Raw genomic sequence first — 17,673 nt, 5'->3', positions numbered from 1 at the left:
ATGATGGCTCAAGCCAATGCAGTGCAAGGCAAGATCGTTCAATGTATCGGTGCCGTGGTCGACGTGGAATTCCCGCGCAACCAGATGCCGAAGATCTATGACGCCCTGAAGATGGAAGGTTCGGCGCTGACGCTGGAAGTCCAGCAGCAGCTCGGCGACGGCGTGGTGCGCACCATTGCGCTCGGTTCGTCCGACGGCCTGCGTCGCGGCCTGATGGTCACGAACACGCAAGCCCCGATCACCGTGCCCGTGGGCAAGGCCACGCTCGGCCGGATCATGGACGTGCTGGGCGCGCCCATCGACGAACGCGGCCCGGTCGGCCAGGAAGTCACCGCTTCCATTCACCGCAAGGCGCCTGCGTACGACGAACTCTCGCCGTCGCAGGACCTGCTGGAAACCGGCATCAAGGTGATCGACCTGGTGTGCCCGTTCGCCAAGGGCGGCAAGGTGGGTCTGTTCGGTGGTGCCGGCGTGGGCAAGACCGTGAACATGATGGAACTCATCAACAACATCGCCAAGGCTCACTCGGGTCTGTCGGTGTTCGCCGGTGTGGGCGAACGGACCCGCGAAGGCAACGACTTCTATCACGAGATGGCCGACTCCGGCGTCGTGAACCTCGAGAAGCTCGAGGAATCGAAGGTGGCCATGGTCTACGGCCAGATGAACGAACCCCCGGGCAACCGTCTGCGCGTGGCGCTGACCGGCCTGACCATCGCCGAGTCGTTCCGCGACGAAGGCCGTGACGTGCTGTTCTTCGTGGACAACATCTACCGCTACACGCTGGCCGGTACCGAAGTGTCGGCACTGCTGGGCCGCATGCCTTCCGCCGTGGGCTACCAGCCCACGCTGGCCGAGGAAATGGGCCGTCTGCAAGAGCGGATCACGTCGACCAAGGTCGGCTCGATCACCTCGATCCAGGCCGTGTACGTCCCTGCGGATGACTTGACCGACCCGTCGCCCGCCACGACCTTCGCCCACTTGGACTCGACCGTGGTGCTGTCGCGTGACATCGCTTCGCTGGGTATCTACCCGGCCGTGGACCCGCTGGATTCGACCTCGCGTCAGCTCGACCCGAACGTGGTCGGCGAAGAGCACTACAACGTGGCCCGCGCCGTGCAAGGCACGTTGCAGCGCTACAAGGAACTGCGCGACATCATCGCGATTCTGGGCATGGACGAACTGGCACCCGACGACAAGCTGGCCGTTGCCCGCGCTCGGAAGATCCAGCGCTTCCTGTCGCAGCCCTTCCACGTGGCCGAAGTGTTCACCGGCGCCCCGGGCAAGTACGTTCCGCTGTCGGAGACCATCCGTGGTTTCAAGATGATCGTGAACGGCGAGGCCGATCACCTGCCGGAACAAGCCTTCTACATGGTCGGCACGATCGACGAAGCCTTCGAAAAGGCGAAGAAGATGGCGTAAAGCGTCGCATTCGACCGCCGGGCTTCGTGGCTGTGCTCACCCTACTTCGGTACGGTTTCGCGCAGTGCCTCACCCGACGGCCGACTGCTTGCTTTCCACCCCTTCTTCAACCTAAGGAAATCAGATGGCCAACACCATTCACGTCGACGTGGTCAGCGCGGAAGAGTCGATCTTCTCGGGCGAGGCACGCTTCGTCGCGCTGCCCGGTGAAGCCGGCGAGCTCGGCATCTACCCGCGCCACACGCCCCTGATCACGCGCATCCGTCCGGGCGCCGTGCGCATCGAGACGGCCGACGGCAACGAGGAATTCGTCTTCGTGGCTGGCGGCATCCTGGAAGTGCAACCGAACAGCGTCACCGTGCTGTCCGACACCGCGATCCGCGGCAAGGACCTGGACGACGAGAAGGCCAACGCCGCCAAGGCCGCCGCCGAGGAGGCACTGAAGAACGCCAAGAGTGACATCGACATCGCGATGGCGCAGTCGGAACTGGCTGTGATGGCCGCGCAGATCGCGGCGCTGCGCAAGTACCGCCAGAAGAAGTAGCTCGCCCCCAGGCTGCGCGGCACTTCGTGTCCGCTACGCCAACCCCCACCGGGGGCAACACCGGCGGCCCGGCAAAGCCGGTTCCGCGGTGTCACTGGGCTCACCCCCAGTCTTCGCGCACTTCGTGTCGCTTCGCCAACCCCCTTGCAGGGGGCAACACCGGCGGCCCGGCAAAGCCGGTTCCGCGGTGTTCCACGAATCAAAGCCGCCTTCTTCGGGCGGCTTTTTCTTGTCTGGCCGACTTCGGTCTGAATATGTCCTAAGTTGGACCTTGTCCGGCTGAAGCGGCCCCACTAGTATTCGCCTTCTTCCAGCCACCGATGCCGGAAGCGACAAGACGGAGACAAAAGACGTGGAACGCTGGAGCGGGCTCACTGCCGATGAGATGCAAGTGCTGGAGACGACTTTCTGGTCGTCCGGCGGCTCGCGCCATGGCATGGCCGAGCGGCTGGGCTTTTCCAAGAGCAAGGCCAACGGCCTGATCGCCGGGCTGGTCGAGCAGGGGCTCCTGGCCGAGGCCGGGCTGCAGCGCTCCTCGGGCGGCCGCCGCGCCGAGAACCTCCAGCTCCACAGCGCGCTCGGCGTGGTGATCGGCATCGACATCGGCGCGACCAGCCTCGACATCGCCATCCTCGGCCCCGACCTGCGTCCGCTCGCGCAACACACCGAGGCGACCGACGTGCGCCAGGGCCCGGGCGTGGTGCTGGCCCGTGTGCGCGTACTGATGCGCGAACTGCTGGCCCGCTGCGGCAACACCGCCAAGCAGGTCATGGGCATCGGCATCGGCGTGCCCGGACCGGTCAATTTCCAGATCGGCCAGTTGGTGAACCCGCCGCTGATGCCGGCCTGGGACGGCTTCTCGATCCGCGACGCGCTGCGCGAGGAATACGCCGCGCCGGTCTTCGTCGACAACGACGTCAACCTGATGGCGCTGGGCGAACTCTGGCGTCTCAAGCGCTCGCTGCAGAACTTCCTCGTGATCAAGGTCGGCACCGGCATCGGCTGCGGCATCGTGGTGCATGGAGAGGTGTACCGCGGCGCGGCCGGTTCGGCCGGCGACGTGGGTCACATCTGCGTCGACCAGGAAGGTCCGCGTTGCCATTGCGGCAATGTCGGCTGCGTCGAGGTGATGGCCGCCGGCCCGGCGATCACGCGCATGGCGGTGCAGGCTGCCGAGGCCGGCGAGAGCGAGATGCTGGCCGAGTGCCTGCGCAGCCAGGGCCGGCTCGACGCGGTCGACGTGGGCCTGGCCGGCCGTGCCGGCGACGCCGCGGCCAACGGCATCATCCAGCGCGCGGGCAACCTGCTGGGCCAGATGCTTGCGTCGGTGGTCAATTTCTTCAACCCGTCGCACGTGTTCATCGGCGGCGGCATCACGCACATCGGCCCGCTGTTTCTCGCGGCCGTGCGGCAGAGCGTCTACCAGCGCTCGCTGGCGCTGTCGACGCGGCATCTGGAGATCCAGTACACGCCGCTGGGCCCGCAGGCCGGGCTCATCGGCGCGGGCGCGCTCGCGATGCAGGAAACACTGAAGGTCAGGGGGATCGCACCATGAGCGTTGAAAGCACGGGCAAGCCCGGCGTGGCCGTCGCCTTCGACCAGATCGTCAAGGCCTTCGGCCCCGTGCAGGTGCTGCACGGCGTGAGCTTCTCGCTCGCGCCGGGTCGCGTCTACGGCCTGCTCGGCGAGAACGGCGCAGGCAAGTCGACGCTGATGAAGATCCTCGCGGGCTACGAACAGCCCACCGGTGGCGTCTTGCACATCAACGGCCAGCCGCAGCAGTTCGCGAGCTCGCGCGATGCGGAGGCACTCGGCATCGTGCTGATCCACCAGGAGTTCAACCTGGCCGAAGACCTCAGCGTCGCGCAGAACATCTTTCTCGGCCATGAAAAGAAGAAGGGCTGGCTGCTCGACGACGCCGCGATGGAGCGCGACGCCGCCGCCGCGCTCGCGGCCGTCGGCCTGCAGGTCGATCCGCGCACCAAGGTGCGCCGGCTGATCGTGGCCGAGAAACAACTGGTCGAGATCGCCAAAGCCATCGCGCGCCGCGCGCGGCTGCTGATCATGGACGAGCCCACCGCCACGCTCACGCCCGGCGAGACCGAGCGCCTGTTCAAGCTGATCGCGCAGCTGCGCGCCGACGGCGTGACCATCGTCTACATCTCGCACAAGCTCGACGAGGTGGAGCAGGTGACCGACGACGTGCTCGTGATGCGCGATGGCCGCTTCGTCACGCGCTCGCTCACCTCGGAAGTCACGCGCCACCAGATGGCCAACCTGATGGTGGGCCGCGAACTCGCCGACCTCTACCCGCCGCGCGATCCGGTGGTGCGCGACGTCGCGCCCGCCATGCAGGTGCGCCACTTCAACGTGCCGGGCTGGGCGCAGGACGCGAGCTTCGAGGTGCGCCCCGGCGAAATCCTCGGCTTCGCCGGCCTGGTCGGCGCGGGCCGCACCGAACTGTTCGAAGGCCTGATGGGCCTGCGTCCGGGCAGCGGCACGGTCGAGATGCTCGGCAAGCCGGTCGTGCTGCGCAATCCGCGCGACGCGGCACGGCACGGCTTCACCTACCTGAGCGAAGACCGCAAGGGCAAGGGCCTGCACGTGCACTTCGGCCTGCGCCAGAACCTCACGCTGATGGCGCTCGAGCGCTATGCACAGCCCTGGCTCAAGCCCGACGCCGAACGCACCGCGCTGGCCGAGGCGGTGAAGGACTACGGCATCCGCACCGGCGACCTCGATGCGCGCGCCTCGTCGCTGTCGGGCGGCAACCAGCAGAAGCTGGCGCTGGCCAAGGTGCTGCAGCCGCGGCCCAAGGTGGTGGTGCTCGACGAGCCCACGCGCGGCGTCGACGTGGGCGCCAAGCGCGACATCTATTTCCTGATCCAGCGACTGGCCCGCGAGGGGCTGGCCGTGATCGTCGTCTCGTCCGAGCTCATGGAGCTGATCGGCCTGTGCCACCGCGTGGCGGTGATGCGCGCCGGCCGGCTCGTGACCACGCTCGATGCCGAACACTTGACCGAAGAAGAGCTCATTGCCCATGCCACAGGAACAGCCAGCCATGAACACGCCCACGCCTGAGGCCTCCGCCCACCGCGCCGAATCCAAACCCGGCTGGGCCGCGCGCCTGCATGGGCTGGGGCCCATCATCGGCCTGGTGCTGCTGTGCATCGCGGGCACCCTGCTCAACGGCGACTTCGCGACCGTCGACAACGCGATGAACGTGCTCACGCGCACCGCCTTCATCGGCATCATCGCGGTCGGCATGTGCTTCGTGATCATCTCGGGCGGCATCGATCTGTCGGTGGGCTCGATGGCCGCGTTGATCGCGGGCAGCGTGATCATGTTCATCAACTGGGCCGGCCCGGCCACGGGCTCGCCGCTGATGGCCGTGATGCTCGGCGCCGCGCTGGCGGTGGTGCTGGGCGCGATGTTCGGGCTGGCGCACGGGCTGCTGATCACCAAGGGCCGCATCGAGCCCTTCATCGTCACGCTGGGCACGCTGGGCATCTTCCGCGCCTACCTCACCTACTTCGCCGACGGCGGCGCGCTCACGCTCGACAACGACCTGTCGGACCTCTATGCGCCGGTCTACTACGCGAGCCTCGCGGGCATCCCGGTGCCGGTCTGGGTCTTCTTCGTCGTCGCGGTGATCGGCGGCGTGATCCTCAACCGCACGGCCTACGGCCGCTACGTGCAGGCCATCGGCTCGAACGAACAGGTGGCGCGCTACGCGGCCGTCGACGTCGACCGCGTGAAGATCCTGACCTACGTGCTGCTGGGCGTGTGCGTGGGCATCGCGACGCTGCTCTACGTGCCGCGCCTGGGCTCGGCCTCGCCGACCACCGGCCTGCTGTGGGAGCTCGAAGCCATCGCCGCGGTGATCGTCGGCGGCACCGCCCTGAAGGGCGGCGCGGGCAGCATCACCGGCACCGTGATCGGCGCGATCCTGCTCTCGGTCATCAGCAACATCCTGAACCTCACCAGCATCATCAGCGTGTACCTCAACGCCGCGGTGCAGGGTTTCGTGATCATCATCGTCGCGTTCCTGCAAAGAGGAAGGAGATGACTCGCCCCCAGGCTGCGCGCACTGCGTGTCGCTTCGCCAACCCCCTGCCGGGGGCAACACCAGCGGCCTGGCGAAGCCGGTTCCGCGGTGTTCCACGAAGGGGCTTTCCGTTCGTTGTTCCGTTCCCGTTTCATCCAACCAAAAGGAGACATTCAGCATGACCCGCTTCACCCGTCGCATCGCGCTCACGGCCATCGCCGCCGCTTCCCTTGCCAGCCTGCCCGCCATGGCCGCGGAGAAGGTCAACCTCGGCGTGTCGATCCCGGCTGCCACACACAGCTTCATGGGCGGCATCAACTACTGGGCCAACCAGGCGAAGAAGGACCTGGAGAAGCAACACAAGGACCTGAAGATCACGATCAAGACCGCCAGCGGCGCGCCCGAACAGGCCAACCAGCTGCAGGACTTCACGACCGTGACCAAGATCAACGCGCTGGTGATCTTCCCCTTCGAGTCGGCTGCGCTGACCAAGCCGGTGGCCCAGGTGAAGGCCAAGGGTGCCTACGTGACCGTGGTCGACCGCGGCCTGACCGACACCAGCGCGCAGGACGCGTACGTGGCCGGCGACAACACCGCCTTCGGCCGCATCCCGGCTGAATACATCGTCAAGCAGTTGGGCGGCAAGGGCAACGTGGTGGCGCTGCGCGGCATCGCGACCACGCTCGACAACGAGCGCATGGACGCCTTCAACGCGGTGCTCAAGGCCCACCCCGACGTCAAGCTGCTCGATGCCAAGTACGCTAACTGGAACCGCGACGACGCCTTCAAGGTCACGCAGGACTACCTGACGCGCTTCAAGCAGATCGATGCCATCTGGGCCGCCGACGACGACATGGCCGTGGGCGTGTTGAAGGCCATCGAGCAGGCCAAGCGCGAGGACATCAAGATCGTGTTCGGCGGCGCGGGTGCCAAGGCCATGGTCAAGACCATCCTGGACGGCAAGGACAAGCGCATCGGCGCCGACGTGAGCTACTCGCCCAAGTTCATCTACGACGCGATCAAGCTGACCGCCGAAGCGCGCCTCAAGGGCGAGAAGCTGCCGGCCACGACGATCATTCCTTCGGTGCTGATCACCAAGGACAACGCGAAAGACTTCTACCACCCCAACTCGCCTTTCTAAGCTCGCCCCCAGGCTGCGCGCACTTCGTGTCGCTTCGCCAACCCCCTACCGGGGGCAACACCAGCGGCCCGGCAAAGCCGGTTCCGCGGTGTTCCTTGAAAAATACGACATGACCGATACACCTCTTCGCAAGCTGCGCTACGCCATGGTCGGCGGCGGCCGCGATGCCTTCATCGGCGCGGTCCACCGCCACGCGATCGCGCTCGACGGCCAGTGCGAACTGGTGGCCGGCGCGCTGTCGTCCAACGCCGAGAAGGCGCGAGCCTCGGGCCGCGACCTGTTCCTGGCGGAGGCGCGCAACCATGGCGACTGGCAGGCGCTGCTGGCCGACGAGCTGCAGCGGCCCGCGCACGAGCGCATCGACTTCGTCGTTATCGTGACGCCCAACCATGTGCACTTCCCGGTGGCGCAGGCCTTCGTGGAAGCCGGCTTCCATGTCGTGTGCGACAAGCCGTTGGTGCACACCTCGGCCGAGGCCGAGGCCCTGGTGAGCGCGGTCGCGCGCCAGGGCACGGTGTTCGGCGTGACCTACAACTACAGCGGCTATCCGATGGTGCGCCAGGCGCGCGCCATGGTGCGTGCGGGCGAGATCGGCGAGATCCGCAAGGTGATCGTCGAGTACAGCCAGGGCTGGCTCGCCACGCCGCTGGAAGCCGGCGGCAACAAGCAGGCCGGCTGGCGCACCGACCCCGCGAAGAGCGGGGCGGCCGGCGCCATCGGCGACATCGGTTCGCACGCCGAGAACCTGATCGCCACCGTCACCGGCCTGGAAATCGAGCGCCTGTGCGCCGACCTCGGCGCACTGGTGCCGGGCCGGGCGCTCGACGACGATGCCAACCTGCTGCTGCGCTTCTCGAACGGCGCGCGCGGCGTGCTGGTCGCGTCGCAGATCAACACCGGCCTGGAGAACGATCTGCGCCTGCGCGTGTCCGGCACGCTGGGCACGCTCGACTGGCGGCAGGAGCGGCCGAGCGCGCTGGTGCACCATCCGGTCGATGGTCCGAAGCGCATCCTCACGCGCGGTTCGCCCTGGCTGCATGCCTCGGCGCAACGCGCGAGCCGCTTGCCCAGCGGCCATCCCGAAGGCTTCATCGAAGCCTTCGCGAATGTCTATGCAGGCGTGGTCGCGGACCTGCGCGCGCGCCTCGACGGCGTGGCGGCCGATCCGCTCGTGGCCGACTATCCGCGCGTGGAAGACGGCGCACGCGGCGTGCGTTTCATCGAACGCACGGTGGCCTCGGCGGCCAGCGAGGCCAAGTGGACCGCGTGGTGAACGCGGTCGCGATGCACTGAATCAGGCGATCTCGCCGGGCGCCGAGCGCACCGTGTCTCGGCCTGCGGCCTTGGCCGCATAGCAGGCCGCATCGGCCGCTTCGAGCCAGGCATCGACCGACGGCGTGTCCTCGCGCAGGCTGGCCACGCCGGCACTCGCACCGACCCGGAGCATGCCTTGCTCCCAGGGCAGCGCCACGGCATGGATGGCGCGGCGCACGTCGTCGGCAATGCGCACGGCCGTCGCATGCGGGCAGCGCTCCAGCACCAGCGCGAACTCGTCCCCGCCCATGCGCACCGCGAGGTCACCCGCGCGCACGCAGGAGGCGATGGCGGTGGCCACCGTCAGAAGCATCAGGTCGCCAGCCAGATGACCGGCGGTGTCGTTGACGGGCTTGAAGTGGTCGAGGTCGATGAACACCAGCGCGGCCGGCAGCGAGCGCGGCAGGGCATCCACCAGGCGTTGCGCCTGCAGGGCAAAGGCCTTGCGGTTGGCCAGACCGGTGAGCGGGTCGTGCGTGGCCGACCATTCGAGCTGCTCGCGCGCGGCCTTCTGGGCCCCGATGTCGTTGAGCGTCCAGATGGTGCCTTGCGAGCGGTCCATGTCGTCGACCGGCTTGCTGCGCAGGGCGGCCCAGAAGCGCGTGCCGTCGCAGCGCAGCAATTGCCATTCACCTGCGTAAGAAAGCCCGGCACGGAAGGCGGCCTGCTCATGCGCGGTGAACGCCGCAAAGTCTTCGTCGGAGCCGAACAGCGTCCGCACCGGGCGGGCGAGATGGTCCGATTGTTCACCGGCCATCAGCCGGCAGAATTCTGCGTTGACGAGTTCGAACTTCGAGCCCCGCACGAAAGCGATGCCCATCGGGGCAGCGCCCATGACGGAGCCCAGCCTTCCCAGCACTTCGGCGTTCTGCTCTTCCAGCGTGACGCGCTCCATCCCCACCCGACGCAGCACCCGGCTCAGGCTGCCGATCTCGCCCGAGGCCACGGGCCAGCCGGCCTGCGGCTGCAGCAAGCCGTCGAACAGATGCTGAGCGCGGTGTTCGAGCAGCGTCAGCGGCCGCAGCAGCCGCCAGAGAAACAGCAGCATGGCGGCCGACAGCAGCGCGATCAGGGCGATCGCGCCGATCAGCGCGTCCCTGCGCGCATCGTGCAAGGGTGCGAGCAGCTCGGCCTCCGCGCGTGTGCGCCAGATCATCCAGTCGGGCCCGGGCACGCCCGCGGCACTGACCACCTCACCGGGCTGCGGCAGCACCAGCCCCTGGGGTTCGACGGGCGAGCCGCTGGCCACCCAGGCGGCAAAGGCGTGGCCCAGCCGCACGTCGTCCGACAGCAGCGTCATGATCCGCCGGCGATCGGGGTGCGCCAGCACACGGCCTTTTCCGTCGGACACCACCACCATCGCCGAGGCCTCGCTGCCTTGGGCATCGACCAGGCCGTCGAGCAGGTCGCGGCTGCTCAGGCGCAACGAGCCGCCGAGCACGGCGTAGATGCCGCTCGCATCGCGCACCGGTTGCGTCAACACGATCAGCGGCTCGCCACTGACTTTGCCCGGAAGCGGCTCCGACACCAGGGAGCGTCCCTCCTGCAGCGTGCGGCGAAAGTAGTTGCGGTCGGACAGATCGAGGCGAGAGTGATTGATGCCGCCCTCGTCCGCGTACAGCCGCACTTCGCCCGTGGTCGTGGCGACGAAGAGGCTGCTGTACAGATTGCGAAGCACCGGCTGGTCTTCGAGGAAGCGGGCAGTGGCCGCATCGTCGGTCAGCACGGTGGGATCCAGCCGGAAGGCCACGGCCTGCAGCGCGCGCTGCAGTTCGACCACGCGGCGCGACAGCGAGGCCGCGGTGCGCGCGGCCTCGCTGATCTCGCGGTGGCGCTCGGCCCTGAGCGTGTCCTGCTCCGCGCGACTGATCAGCAGCACCGCGATCAGCCCGATGCCCAGGACCAGTGCCGCGATGCCGCCGATGGTGATGCGCACCTTCAGCGACCCCAACGCCCGGCGCAGGCCCCGCAGTCGGATGTTCATCGCAGTGTGGGGCATGGCAGGGCGGAGTTCGTGGGTGAGGGAGGTGGACGCGTTTGCTCGACAGGCGACCCTGGCCATTGTGGCCGTTCGGCCGGCCCACGGGAATCGGCGTGCGCCGGACGCGTAGGCACCTGCCCACAGCATTTCGCGGCGCTGCGCGCGCTGCACCGAAGCGCGTGCCGGCCTACGATCGCAACGCATGAGCATGCCGCCGCCAGCCTCCACCGTCCTGCGCGCCGACGATCTGGTGGTCGCGCGGCCCGAGGGACTCTATTGCCCGCCCGGCGGCTTCTACATCGACCCCTGGCGGCCGGTGGACCGGGCCGTCATCACGCACGCGCATTCGGACCATGCGCGCGTCGGCCATGGGCACTACCTCGCACACACCGACAGCGAGGGCACGCTGCGCACGCGGCTCGGCGCCGACATCGCGCTGCAGACGCTGCCCTACGGCCAGGCGATCGAACACCACGGCGTGCGCATCTCGCTGCACCCGGCCGGCCACGTGCTGGGTTCGGCCCAGGTGCGGCTCGAGCACGGCGGCCGCGTGTGGGTGGCCTCGGGCGACTACAAGACCGAGCCCGACGGCACCTGCACGCCCTTCGAGCCCGTGCCCTGCGACACCTTCATCACCGAGTCGACCTTCGGCCTGCCGATCTACCGCTGGCCCACGCAGGCGGTGCTGTTCGCCGAGATCAACGACTGGTGGCGCCGCAACGCCGACGAGGGCCGCGCCTCGGTGCTGCTCTGCTATGCCTTCGGCAAGGCGCAGCGCATCCTGCATGGCGTCGATGCCGGCATCGGGCCGATCGTGGTGCACGGTGCGGTCGAGCCCTTGAACGCGGTGTACCGCGCGGCCGGCGTCGCGCTGCCGCCCACGTTGCGGGTGAGCGATGCCGGTGTCGATGCACAGCTGCTCAAGCGCGCGCTGGTGCTGGCGCCGCCTTCGGCCCAGGGCACGCCCTGGATGCGGCGCTTCGGCAACTATGTCGATGCCTTCGCCAGCGGCTGGATGCAGCTGCGCGGCACGCGCCGGCGCCGCGGCGTCGACCGCGGCTTCGTGATGAGCGACCACGCCGACTGGCCGGGCCTGCAGCGCGCGATCGCAGGGACCGGCGCGGAGCGTGTGTTCGTCACGCATGGCAGCGTGGCGGTGCTGGTGCGCTGGCTCACGGAGAACGGACTGGAAGCGCAGGGCTTTCAGACGGCGTATGGGGAGGAGGATGGCGAAGAGGTGCCTGCTGCTTCGACGGAGGTGCGCGGTGGGGGCGTCGACAGCCCCCATCCCGGCCTTCCCCCAAAGGGGGAAGGAGAAATACCGTGAAGGCCTTTGCCGCGCTGTACCGCGAACTCGACGCCACCACCTCGAGCCTGGCCAAGCAGGCCGCGTTGCAACGCTACCTGCGCACGGCCGCGGCCGAGGACAGCGCCTGGGCCGTCTACTTTCTGGCCGGAGGTAAGCCGCGCCAGCTGGTGCCGACCAAGCTGCTGCGGCTGCTGGCGCAGGAAGCCGCCGGCCTGCCCGAGTGGCTGTTCGATGAAAGCTACGAAGCCGTGGGCGACCTGGCCGAGACCATCGCACTGCTGTTGCCGCCGCCGACCGAGACGCACGACCTCGGCCTGGCGGCATGGATCACGCAGCGCCTGCTGCCGCTGCGCAAGATGGCGCCCGAGGAACTCACGGCCGCGCTGCGCGCGCAGTGGCCGCAGCTCGCGGTCGAGGAGCGGCTGGTGTACTTCAAGCTCATCACCGGCAGCTTCCGCGTGGGCGTGTCGCGGCTGCAGGTCACGCAGGCGCTGGCGGCGGTCGGCGCGCTCGACCCCAAGCGCGTCGCGCAGCGGCTCATGGGCTACACCCACATCGGTGGCTTGCCGAGCGCGGCCGACTATGCGGGCCTGATCGCCCCGGAGAACGACAGCGAACTCAACCAGAAGACCAGCGGCCAGCCCTATCCCTTCTTTCTCGCGCATCCCTTCAACCTGCCGCTCGAACAGTTCGACGCGGTGCTCGGCCCGCCCTCGGACTGGATCGTCGAATGGAAGTGGGACGGCATCCGGGCCCAGCTGGTCAAGCGCGCGGGCGTGGTGTCGCTCTGGTCGCGCGGCGAGGAACTGGTGACCGACCGCTTCCCCGAACTGGCGGTGATGGGCGAGGCGCTGCCCGACGGCACGGTGCTCGACGGCGAGATCGTGGTGTGGCGCAAGGACGAGGCCTTGCCGGACGGTGAAGGCCGCGTACAGCCCTTCGCCGAGCTGCAGCGCCGCATCGGCCGCAAGACGCTGGGCCCCAAGCTGCTGCGCGAGATCCCGGTGGTGCTGCTGGGCTACGACCTGCTCGAGTGGGAGGGCCGCGACCTGCGCATGCAGCCGCAACAGGCGCGGCGCGTGTTGCTCGATGCGCTGATCGCACAACTGCGCCATCCGCAGCTCATCGCCAGTCCGATGCTCCAAGGCACCGACTGGGCCGACCTGGGGCGCCAGCGCGAGGCCGCGCGCGCGATGGGTGTCGAAGGAATGATGCTCAAGCAGCGCCATGCGCACTACGGCGTGGGCCGCACCAAGGACGTCGGCACCTGGTGGAAGTGGAAGATCGATCCGCTGAGCGTCGATGCCGTGCTGATCTACGCGCAGCGCGGCCATGGCCGCCGTGCCAGCCTCTACAGCGACTACACCTTCGCGGTCTGGGACGGCCCGCCCGATGCGCCCGAGCGCAAGCTGGTGCCCTTTGCCAAAGCCTATTCCGGCCTCACCGACGTGGAGATGGGCCGCGTCGACGCCGTGATCCGCAAGACCACGATCGAAAGCTTCGGCCCGGTGCGCAGCGTCAAGCCCACGCTGGTGTTCGAATTGGGCTTCGAGGGCATCGCGCGCAGCCCGCGCCACAAGAGCGGCATCGCGGTGCGCTTTCCGCGCATGCTGCGCTGGCGAGAGGACAAGCCGGTGGCGGAGGCGGACACGCTGGACACGCTGGAAGCCTTGCTGCCCGCGCAGCGCTGAAGCCTGCCGCTCAGCCGCCGCCGAACAACTGCGCCACCGTGCGCCGCAGCCACGCATTGCCCGCCTCCGCATGGAAGCGCTCGTGCCAGTGCTGCTTGACCGCATACGAGGGCAGGGCGAAGGGCAGCTCCATCAACCGCACCGGCTCCTGCGTGGCCAGCACCTCGCCCAGCACGCGCGGCACGATCACCAGCAACTCGGTGTGGGCCACGATGCGCGCCACGCTCAGGAAGCTCGACAGCCGCACCACCACGTTGCGTTGCACGCCCAGCTGCGCCAAGGTCCTGTCGACGATCGCATGGCCGGTGCCGGAGGACGAGATCACCGCGTGGGCCTCGGCCTCGAAGCGCTTCATGGTGAGCCGCGCGCCGATGCGCGGATGGTTCTGCGCGACCAGCGCCACGAAGTTCTGCATGAACAGCGTCTGCTGGTAGAAGCCGGCATCGAGCTGCGGCATGAAGCCCACCGCGAGGTCGACCTCGCCGTCCTCGAGCCTGCGCCCGCTGGCGGTCGAGATGATCTCGGTCTCCAGGTGCACGCCGGGCGCCACGCGCCGCAGGTGGTCGAGCAGGCCGGGCAGCAGCACCACTTCGCTGATGTCGGTCATGCAGATGCGGAAGTTGCGCTGCGCCTGTGCCGGGTCGAAGGTGCTGCGGGTGCCGCGTGCGGTTTCCAGCTGCGCCAGCGCCTCGCGCAGGTGCGGGTGGATGCGCTCGGCATGCGGCGTCGGCTGCATGCCGCGCGCGGTGCGCGTGAACAGGCGGTCTCCGAAGTGCTCGCGCAGCTTGTTGAGCATGGTGCTGGCCGCTGCCTGCGCCAGCCCCAGGTGCTCGGCGGCCTTCGACACGCTGCCGGTCTTGTAGACCGCGTCGAACACGGCGAGCCAGTCGAGATCGAGTTTGGACATGCGTGCGGCTCCGGAAGACGAAGCCTGCATTATCGAAAAACGAGATACCGGGTATTGAAATGGGGGCTTGAAGCCATAGTGGGGGAGGCGAACAATGGCACCCCAGGCACGGACGACGTGCCGACGACGGAGACACACCCCATGACCCCCGCCCCGCGAACCGACGAACGCCGCGCCTACTACGAGCGCATCCTGCCGCTGCACCTCACGCCGCTGTGGGAATCGCTGCATGCGCTGGTGCCGCGCGAGCCGCAGACGCCTTGCGTGCCCGCGCTCTGGCGCTACGACGCGATCCGGCCGCTGCTGATGGAATCGGCCGAACTCATCACCGCCGACGAAGCGGTGCGCCGCGTGCTGGTGCTGGAGAACCCGGCCATCCCCGGGCGCTCGTCGATCACGCAATCGCTCTACGCGGGCCTGCAACTCATCATGCCGGGCGAGGTCGCGCCCTCGCACCGCCATGTGCAGTCGGCGCTGCGCTTCATCGTCGACGGCAAGGGCGCCTACACCACCGTGGGCGGCGAACGCACGACCATGCACCCGGGCGACTTCATCATCACGCCCTCGTGGGCCTGGCACGACCACGGCAACGAGGGCATCGAAGGCGTGAGCGAGCCCGTGGTGTGGCTGGACGGCCTCGACATCCCGATGGTGCGTTTCTTCGACGCCGGCTTTGCCGAGAACGACGATGCCAAGGTGCAGCACGTGGCGCGACCCGAAGGCCACAGCCTGGCGCGCTTCGGCCACAACATGGTGCCGGTCCGGCACGACCATGCGTCGGCCACCTCGCCGATCTTCAACTACCCCTATGCCCGCAGCCGGGAGGCGCTGGCACAGCTGCAGAAGCAGGAGGCGCCCGACGCCTGGCTGGGCCACAAGCTGCGCTACATCAACCCGCTGACCGGCGGCTCGCCGATGCCGACCATCGCGACGAACCTGCAGTTGCTGCCGCGCGGCTTCGCGGGCAAGACGCACCGCGCCACCGACGGCGCGGTCTACAGCGTGGTCGAAGGCGGTGGCACCGCCGAGATCGCGGGCCAGCGTTTCGACTTCGGCCCGCGCGACACCTTCGTCGTGCCCTCGTGGGCACCGCTGATGCTCACGGCCGTCGACGAGGTGGTGCTGTTCAGTTTCTCCGACCGGCCCGTGCAGCAGGCCATGAGCGTGCTGCGCGAAGCCTTTCTCGAAGACTGAACGCGTCCGGTCCCGATCTCTTCATTTCTCATGCGCCGCCGCGTGCGGCAGGAGCCCCCATGTCCTTTGCCTTCACCCCGCCTTCGATCGTCGGCCTGCCCATCGTCGGCAGCGACGCCCTGTTCCCGGTGCGCCGCGTCTACTGCGTCGGCCGCAACTACGCGGCCCATGCGCGCGAGATGGGATTCGACCCCGACCGCGAGCCGCCCTTCTTCTTCTGCAAGCCCAACGACGACGCCTCGGTGGTGCCGGTGGCCGAGGGCTCGACCGCCACGCTGCCGTACCCGCCGCTGACGAAGAACTACCACTACGAGGCCGAGCTGGTGGTGGCCATCGGCAAGGGCGGACGCGACATCGCGCAGGCCGATGCCGCCTCGCATGTGTTCGGCTATGCGGTGGGCCTGGACATGACGCGCCGCGACCTGCAGATCGCCGCCCGCGAGAAGGGCCGTCCCTGGGAAGTGGGCAAGGCCTTCGACTTCTCCGCGCCCATCGCGCCGCTCGTGCGCCGCGAAGAGGCGCCGCAGGTGCAGAGTGCGGGCATCGTGCTCGAGGTCGACGGCACCGTGCGTCAGCAGGCCACCATCGCGCACCTGATCTGGTCGGTCGACGAGGTCATCGCCAACCTGTCCTCGCTGTTCACGCTGCAGCCCGGCGACCTGATCTTCACCGGCACGCCCGAAGGCGTGGGCGCGGTGCAGCCCGGCCAGACCATGGCCGTGCGCATCGACGGGCTGCCCTCGCTGTCGGTGCGCATCGACTGAGCCGGAGGCATGCGATGAACCCCACCAAGAAGGACGCGCCCCGCGTGCTGCTGATCGGCGGCGGCATCGGCGGCATGGCCGCGGCGCTGGCGCTGGCACGGCGCGGTCTCGCGGTCGAGCTGCTGGAGCGGAGCGACACCATCGGCGAGATCGGCGCCGGCCTGCAACTGGGGCCCAATGCCTTTGCCGCGCTCGACGCGCTGGGCGTGGGCGAGGCGGTGCGCGCCGGGTCGGTCTTCACCGACCGGCTGGTGATGATGGACGCGGTCGATTGCGCGGAAGTCGCGTCGGTGCCGGTGGGCGAGGCCTTCCGCGGGCGCTTCGGCAACCCCTACGCGGTGAGCCATCGCGCCGACCTGCACGGCGCGCTGCATGCCGCGGTGCAGCGGCAGCCGCTGGTCCGCGTGCACACGGGCACGCAGGTCGAGGCCCTGGAACTGGGCGGCGCGCAGGTGCGGGCCGTCGCGCACGACGGCCGGGTCTTCACGGCCGATGCGGTGGTGGGTTGCGACGGCGTGAAGTCGGTGGTGCGCGAAAAACTGGTCGGCGATGCGCCGCGCGTGTCGGGTCACGTCGTGTACCGCGCGGTGGTGCCGGCCGAGGACATGCCGGCCGACCTGCGCTGGAACGCGCCGGTGGTCTGGGCCGGGCCCGACTGCCATCTGGTGCACTACCCGCTGCGCCATGGCGAACAGTACAACCTGGTCGTGACTTTCCACAGCCGCGACAAGGAAGTCTGGGGCGTGAGCGACGGCAGCAAGGCCGAGGTGCTGTCGTACTTCGACGGCGTGCATGCGCGGCCGCGCCAGCTGCTCGACCGCCCCACGTCCTGGCGCCGCTGGAGCACGGCCGACCGCGAACCGATCGCGAACTGGAGCGAAGGCCATGCCACGTTGCTGGGCGACGCGGCGCATCCCATGATGCAGTACCTCGCGCAGGGCGCCTGCATGGCGCTGGAGGATGCGGTCACGCTCGGTGCTGCGGTGCAGGCCTGCCGTTCGGCCGACGGCGTGGACGACCTGCCGGCCGCTTTCCGCCTCTATGCCTCGGCCCGCGTGGCGCGCACCGCGCGTGTGGTGCTGTCGGTGCGCGAGATGGGGCGCGTCTATCACGCCAAGGGCGTGGAGCGCCTGGTGCGCAACAGCCTGTGGGCAGGCCGCACGCCCGAGCGTTTCTACGATGCGGTCGAGTGGCTCTATGCCTGGCGGCCAGACCGATGCCTGGACGCGGCCGATGCCGCGCCGCGGCCCGCCGGCTGAACGCCAGCGACATTCGGCCGACGCGCGAACGCGCGATGATCGGCGTCGCGCAGAGAGAAAAAAGAAGAGAACATTCCGTCGCAGATCCATCCACCAGGAGAC

At 68.7% G+C, this 17,673-nt stretch carries 14 protein-coding genes; 12 read left to right on the top strand and 2 right to left on the bottom strand.

Annotated elements, in window-relative coordinates:
• The first annotated feature begins 3 nt into the window (after window positions 1-3).
• The 7 genes from atpD (at window position 4) to ACSFBC_RS22830 (ending at window position 8,425) form a co-directional block, all read left to right on the top strand.
• The gene (gene atpD, locus ACSFBC_RS22860; protein ID WP_219209328.1) at window positions 4-1,419 is read left to right on the top strand and encodes a F0F1 ATP synthase subunit beta; all 1,416 of its coding nucleotides are present in this window, start codon (window positions 4-6) and stop codon (window positions 1,417-1,419) included.
• Between the two features lie 124 nt (window positions 1,420-1,543).
• Complete coding sequence (locus ACSFBC_RS22855) at window positions 1,544-1,963, top strand: F0F1 ATP synthase subunit epsilon (protein ID WP_183024196.1); 420 nt, start codon at window positions 1,544-1,546, stop codon at window positions 1,961-1,963.
• Window positions 1,964-2,348: 385 nt separating this feature from the next.
• A complete protein-coding gene (locus tag ACSFBC_RS22850) occupies window positions 2,349-3,518 on the top strand; it encodes an ROK family protein (protein WP_435512630.1) in 1,170 nt (389 codons plus the stop codon).
• Window positions 3,515-5,044 (top strand): sugar ABC transporter ATP-binding protein, encoded by a 1,530-nt coding sequence (locus ACSFBC_RS22845; protein ID WP_435512629.1) that lies wholly within the window; start codon window positions 3,515-3,517, stop codon window positions 5,042-5,044. The genes ACSFBC_RS22850 and ACSFBC_RS22845 overlap by 4 nt, the downstream gene beginning before the upstream one ends.
• Complete coding sequence (locus tag ACSFBC_RS22840) at window positions 5,025-6,032, top strand: ABC transporter permease (RefSeq protein WP_435512628.1); 1,008 nt, start codon at window positions 5,025-5,027, stop codon at window positions 6,030-6,032. Before ACSFBC_RS22845 ends, ACSFBC_RS22840 begins: the two co-directional genes overlap by 20 nt.
• Window positions 6,033-6,189: 157 nt before the next feature.
• The gene (locus ACSFBC_RS22835) at window positions 6,190-7,152 is read left to right on the top strand and encodes a substrate-binding domain-containing protein (RefSeq protein WP_435512627.1); all 963 of its coding nucleotides are present in this window, start codon (window positions 6,190-6,192) and stop codon (window positions 7,150-7,152) included.
• A 109-nt stretch (window positions 7,153-7,261) separates the two neighbouring features.
• The gene (locus ACSFBC_RS22830; protein ID WP_435512626.1) at window positions 7,262-8,425 is read left to right on the top strand and encodes a Gfo/Idh/MocA family protein; all 1,164 of its coding nucleotides are present in this window, start codon (window positions 7,262-7,264) and stop codon (window positions 8,423-8,425) included.
• A 21-nt stretch (window positions 8,426-8,446) separates the two neighbouring features.
• Here the strand turns inward: ACSFBC_RS22830 and ACSFBC_RS22825 are convergent, their stop codons facing one another.
• Window positions 8,447-10,465, bottom strand: coding sequence for a sensor domain-containing diguanylate cyclase (locus ACSFBC_RS22825; protein WP_435512625.1), 2,019 nt, complete (start codon window positions 10,463-10,465; stop codon window positions 8,447-8,449).
• Window positions 10,466-10,649: 184 nt separating this feature from the next.
• On the opposite strand from ACSFBC_RS22825, the gene ACSFBC_RS22820 reads away from it, so the two are divergent.
• Window positions 10,650-11,774, top strand: a complete 1,125-nt coding sequence (locus tag ACSFBC_RS22820; RefSeq protein WP_435512624.1) for a ligase-associated DNA damage response exonuclease — start codon at window positions 10,650-10,652, stop codon at window positions 11,772-11,774.
• Window positions 11,771-13,447 carry an ATP-dependent DNA ligase gene (locus ACSFBC_RS22815; protein WP_435512623.1) on the top strand — a complete coding sequence of 559 codons (1,677 nt, stop codon included), beginning with the start codon at window positions 11,771-11,773 and terminating at the stop codon, window positions 13,445-13,447. Before ACSFBC_RS22820 ends, ACSFBC_RS22815 begins: the two co-directional genes overlap by 4 nt.
• Before the next feature lie 10 nt (window positions 13,448-13,457).
• Here ACSFBC_RS22815 and ACSFBC_RS22810 read toward each other — a convergent pair whose 3' ends face one another.
• Window positions 13,458-14,354, bottom strand: a complete 897-nt coding sequence (locus tag ACSFBC_RS22810; protein WP_435512622.1) for a LysR family transcriptional regulator — start codon at window positions 14,352-14,354, stop codon at window positions 13,458-13,460.
• A gap of 141 nt (window positions 14,355-14,495) precedes the next feature.
• Here ACSFBC_RS22810 and gtdA point away from each other — a divergent pair, with 141 nt between their 5' ends.
• From gtdA to ACSFBC_RS22795, 3 genes are read left to right on the top strand one after another with little or no spacing between them, the layout of a single operon-like run.
• Window positions 14,496-15,548: a gentisate 1,2-dioxygenase gene (gtdA, locus tag ACSFBC_RS22805; RefSeq protein WP_435512621.1), complete on the top strand. Its 1,053-nt coding sequence runs from the start codon at window positions 14,496-14,498 to the stop codon at window positions 15,546-15,548.
• Window positions 15,549-15,607: 59 nt separating this feature from the next.
• The gene (locus tag ACSFBC_RS22800; protein WP_435512620.1) at window positions 15,608-16,312 is read left to right on the top strand and encodes a fumarylacetoacetate hydrolase family protein; all 705 of its coding nucleotides are present in this window, start codon (window positions 15,608-15,610) and stop codon (window positions 16,310-16,312) included.
• 14 nt (window positions 16,313-16,326) lie between these two features.
• A complete protein-coding gene (locus ACSFBC_RS22795; protein ID WP_435512619.1) occupies window positions 16,327-17,571 on the top strand; it encodes a 3-hydroxybenzoate 6-monooxygenase in 1,245 nt (414 codons plus the stop codon).
• Window positions 17,572-17,673: the final 102 nt, after the last annotated feature.

Source organism: Variovorax frigidus (assembly GCF_051216515.1).
Lineage (GTDB): Bacteria > Pseudomonadota > Gammaproteobacteria > Burkholderiales > Burkholderiaceae_C > Variovorax.
The sequence above is the reverse complement of the archived record's forward strand: the minus strand, read 5'-3'. Positions and strand labels throughout refer to the sequence as shown.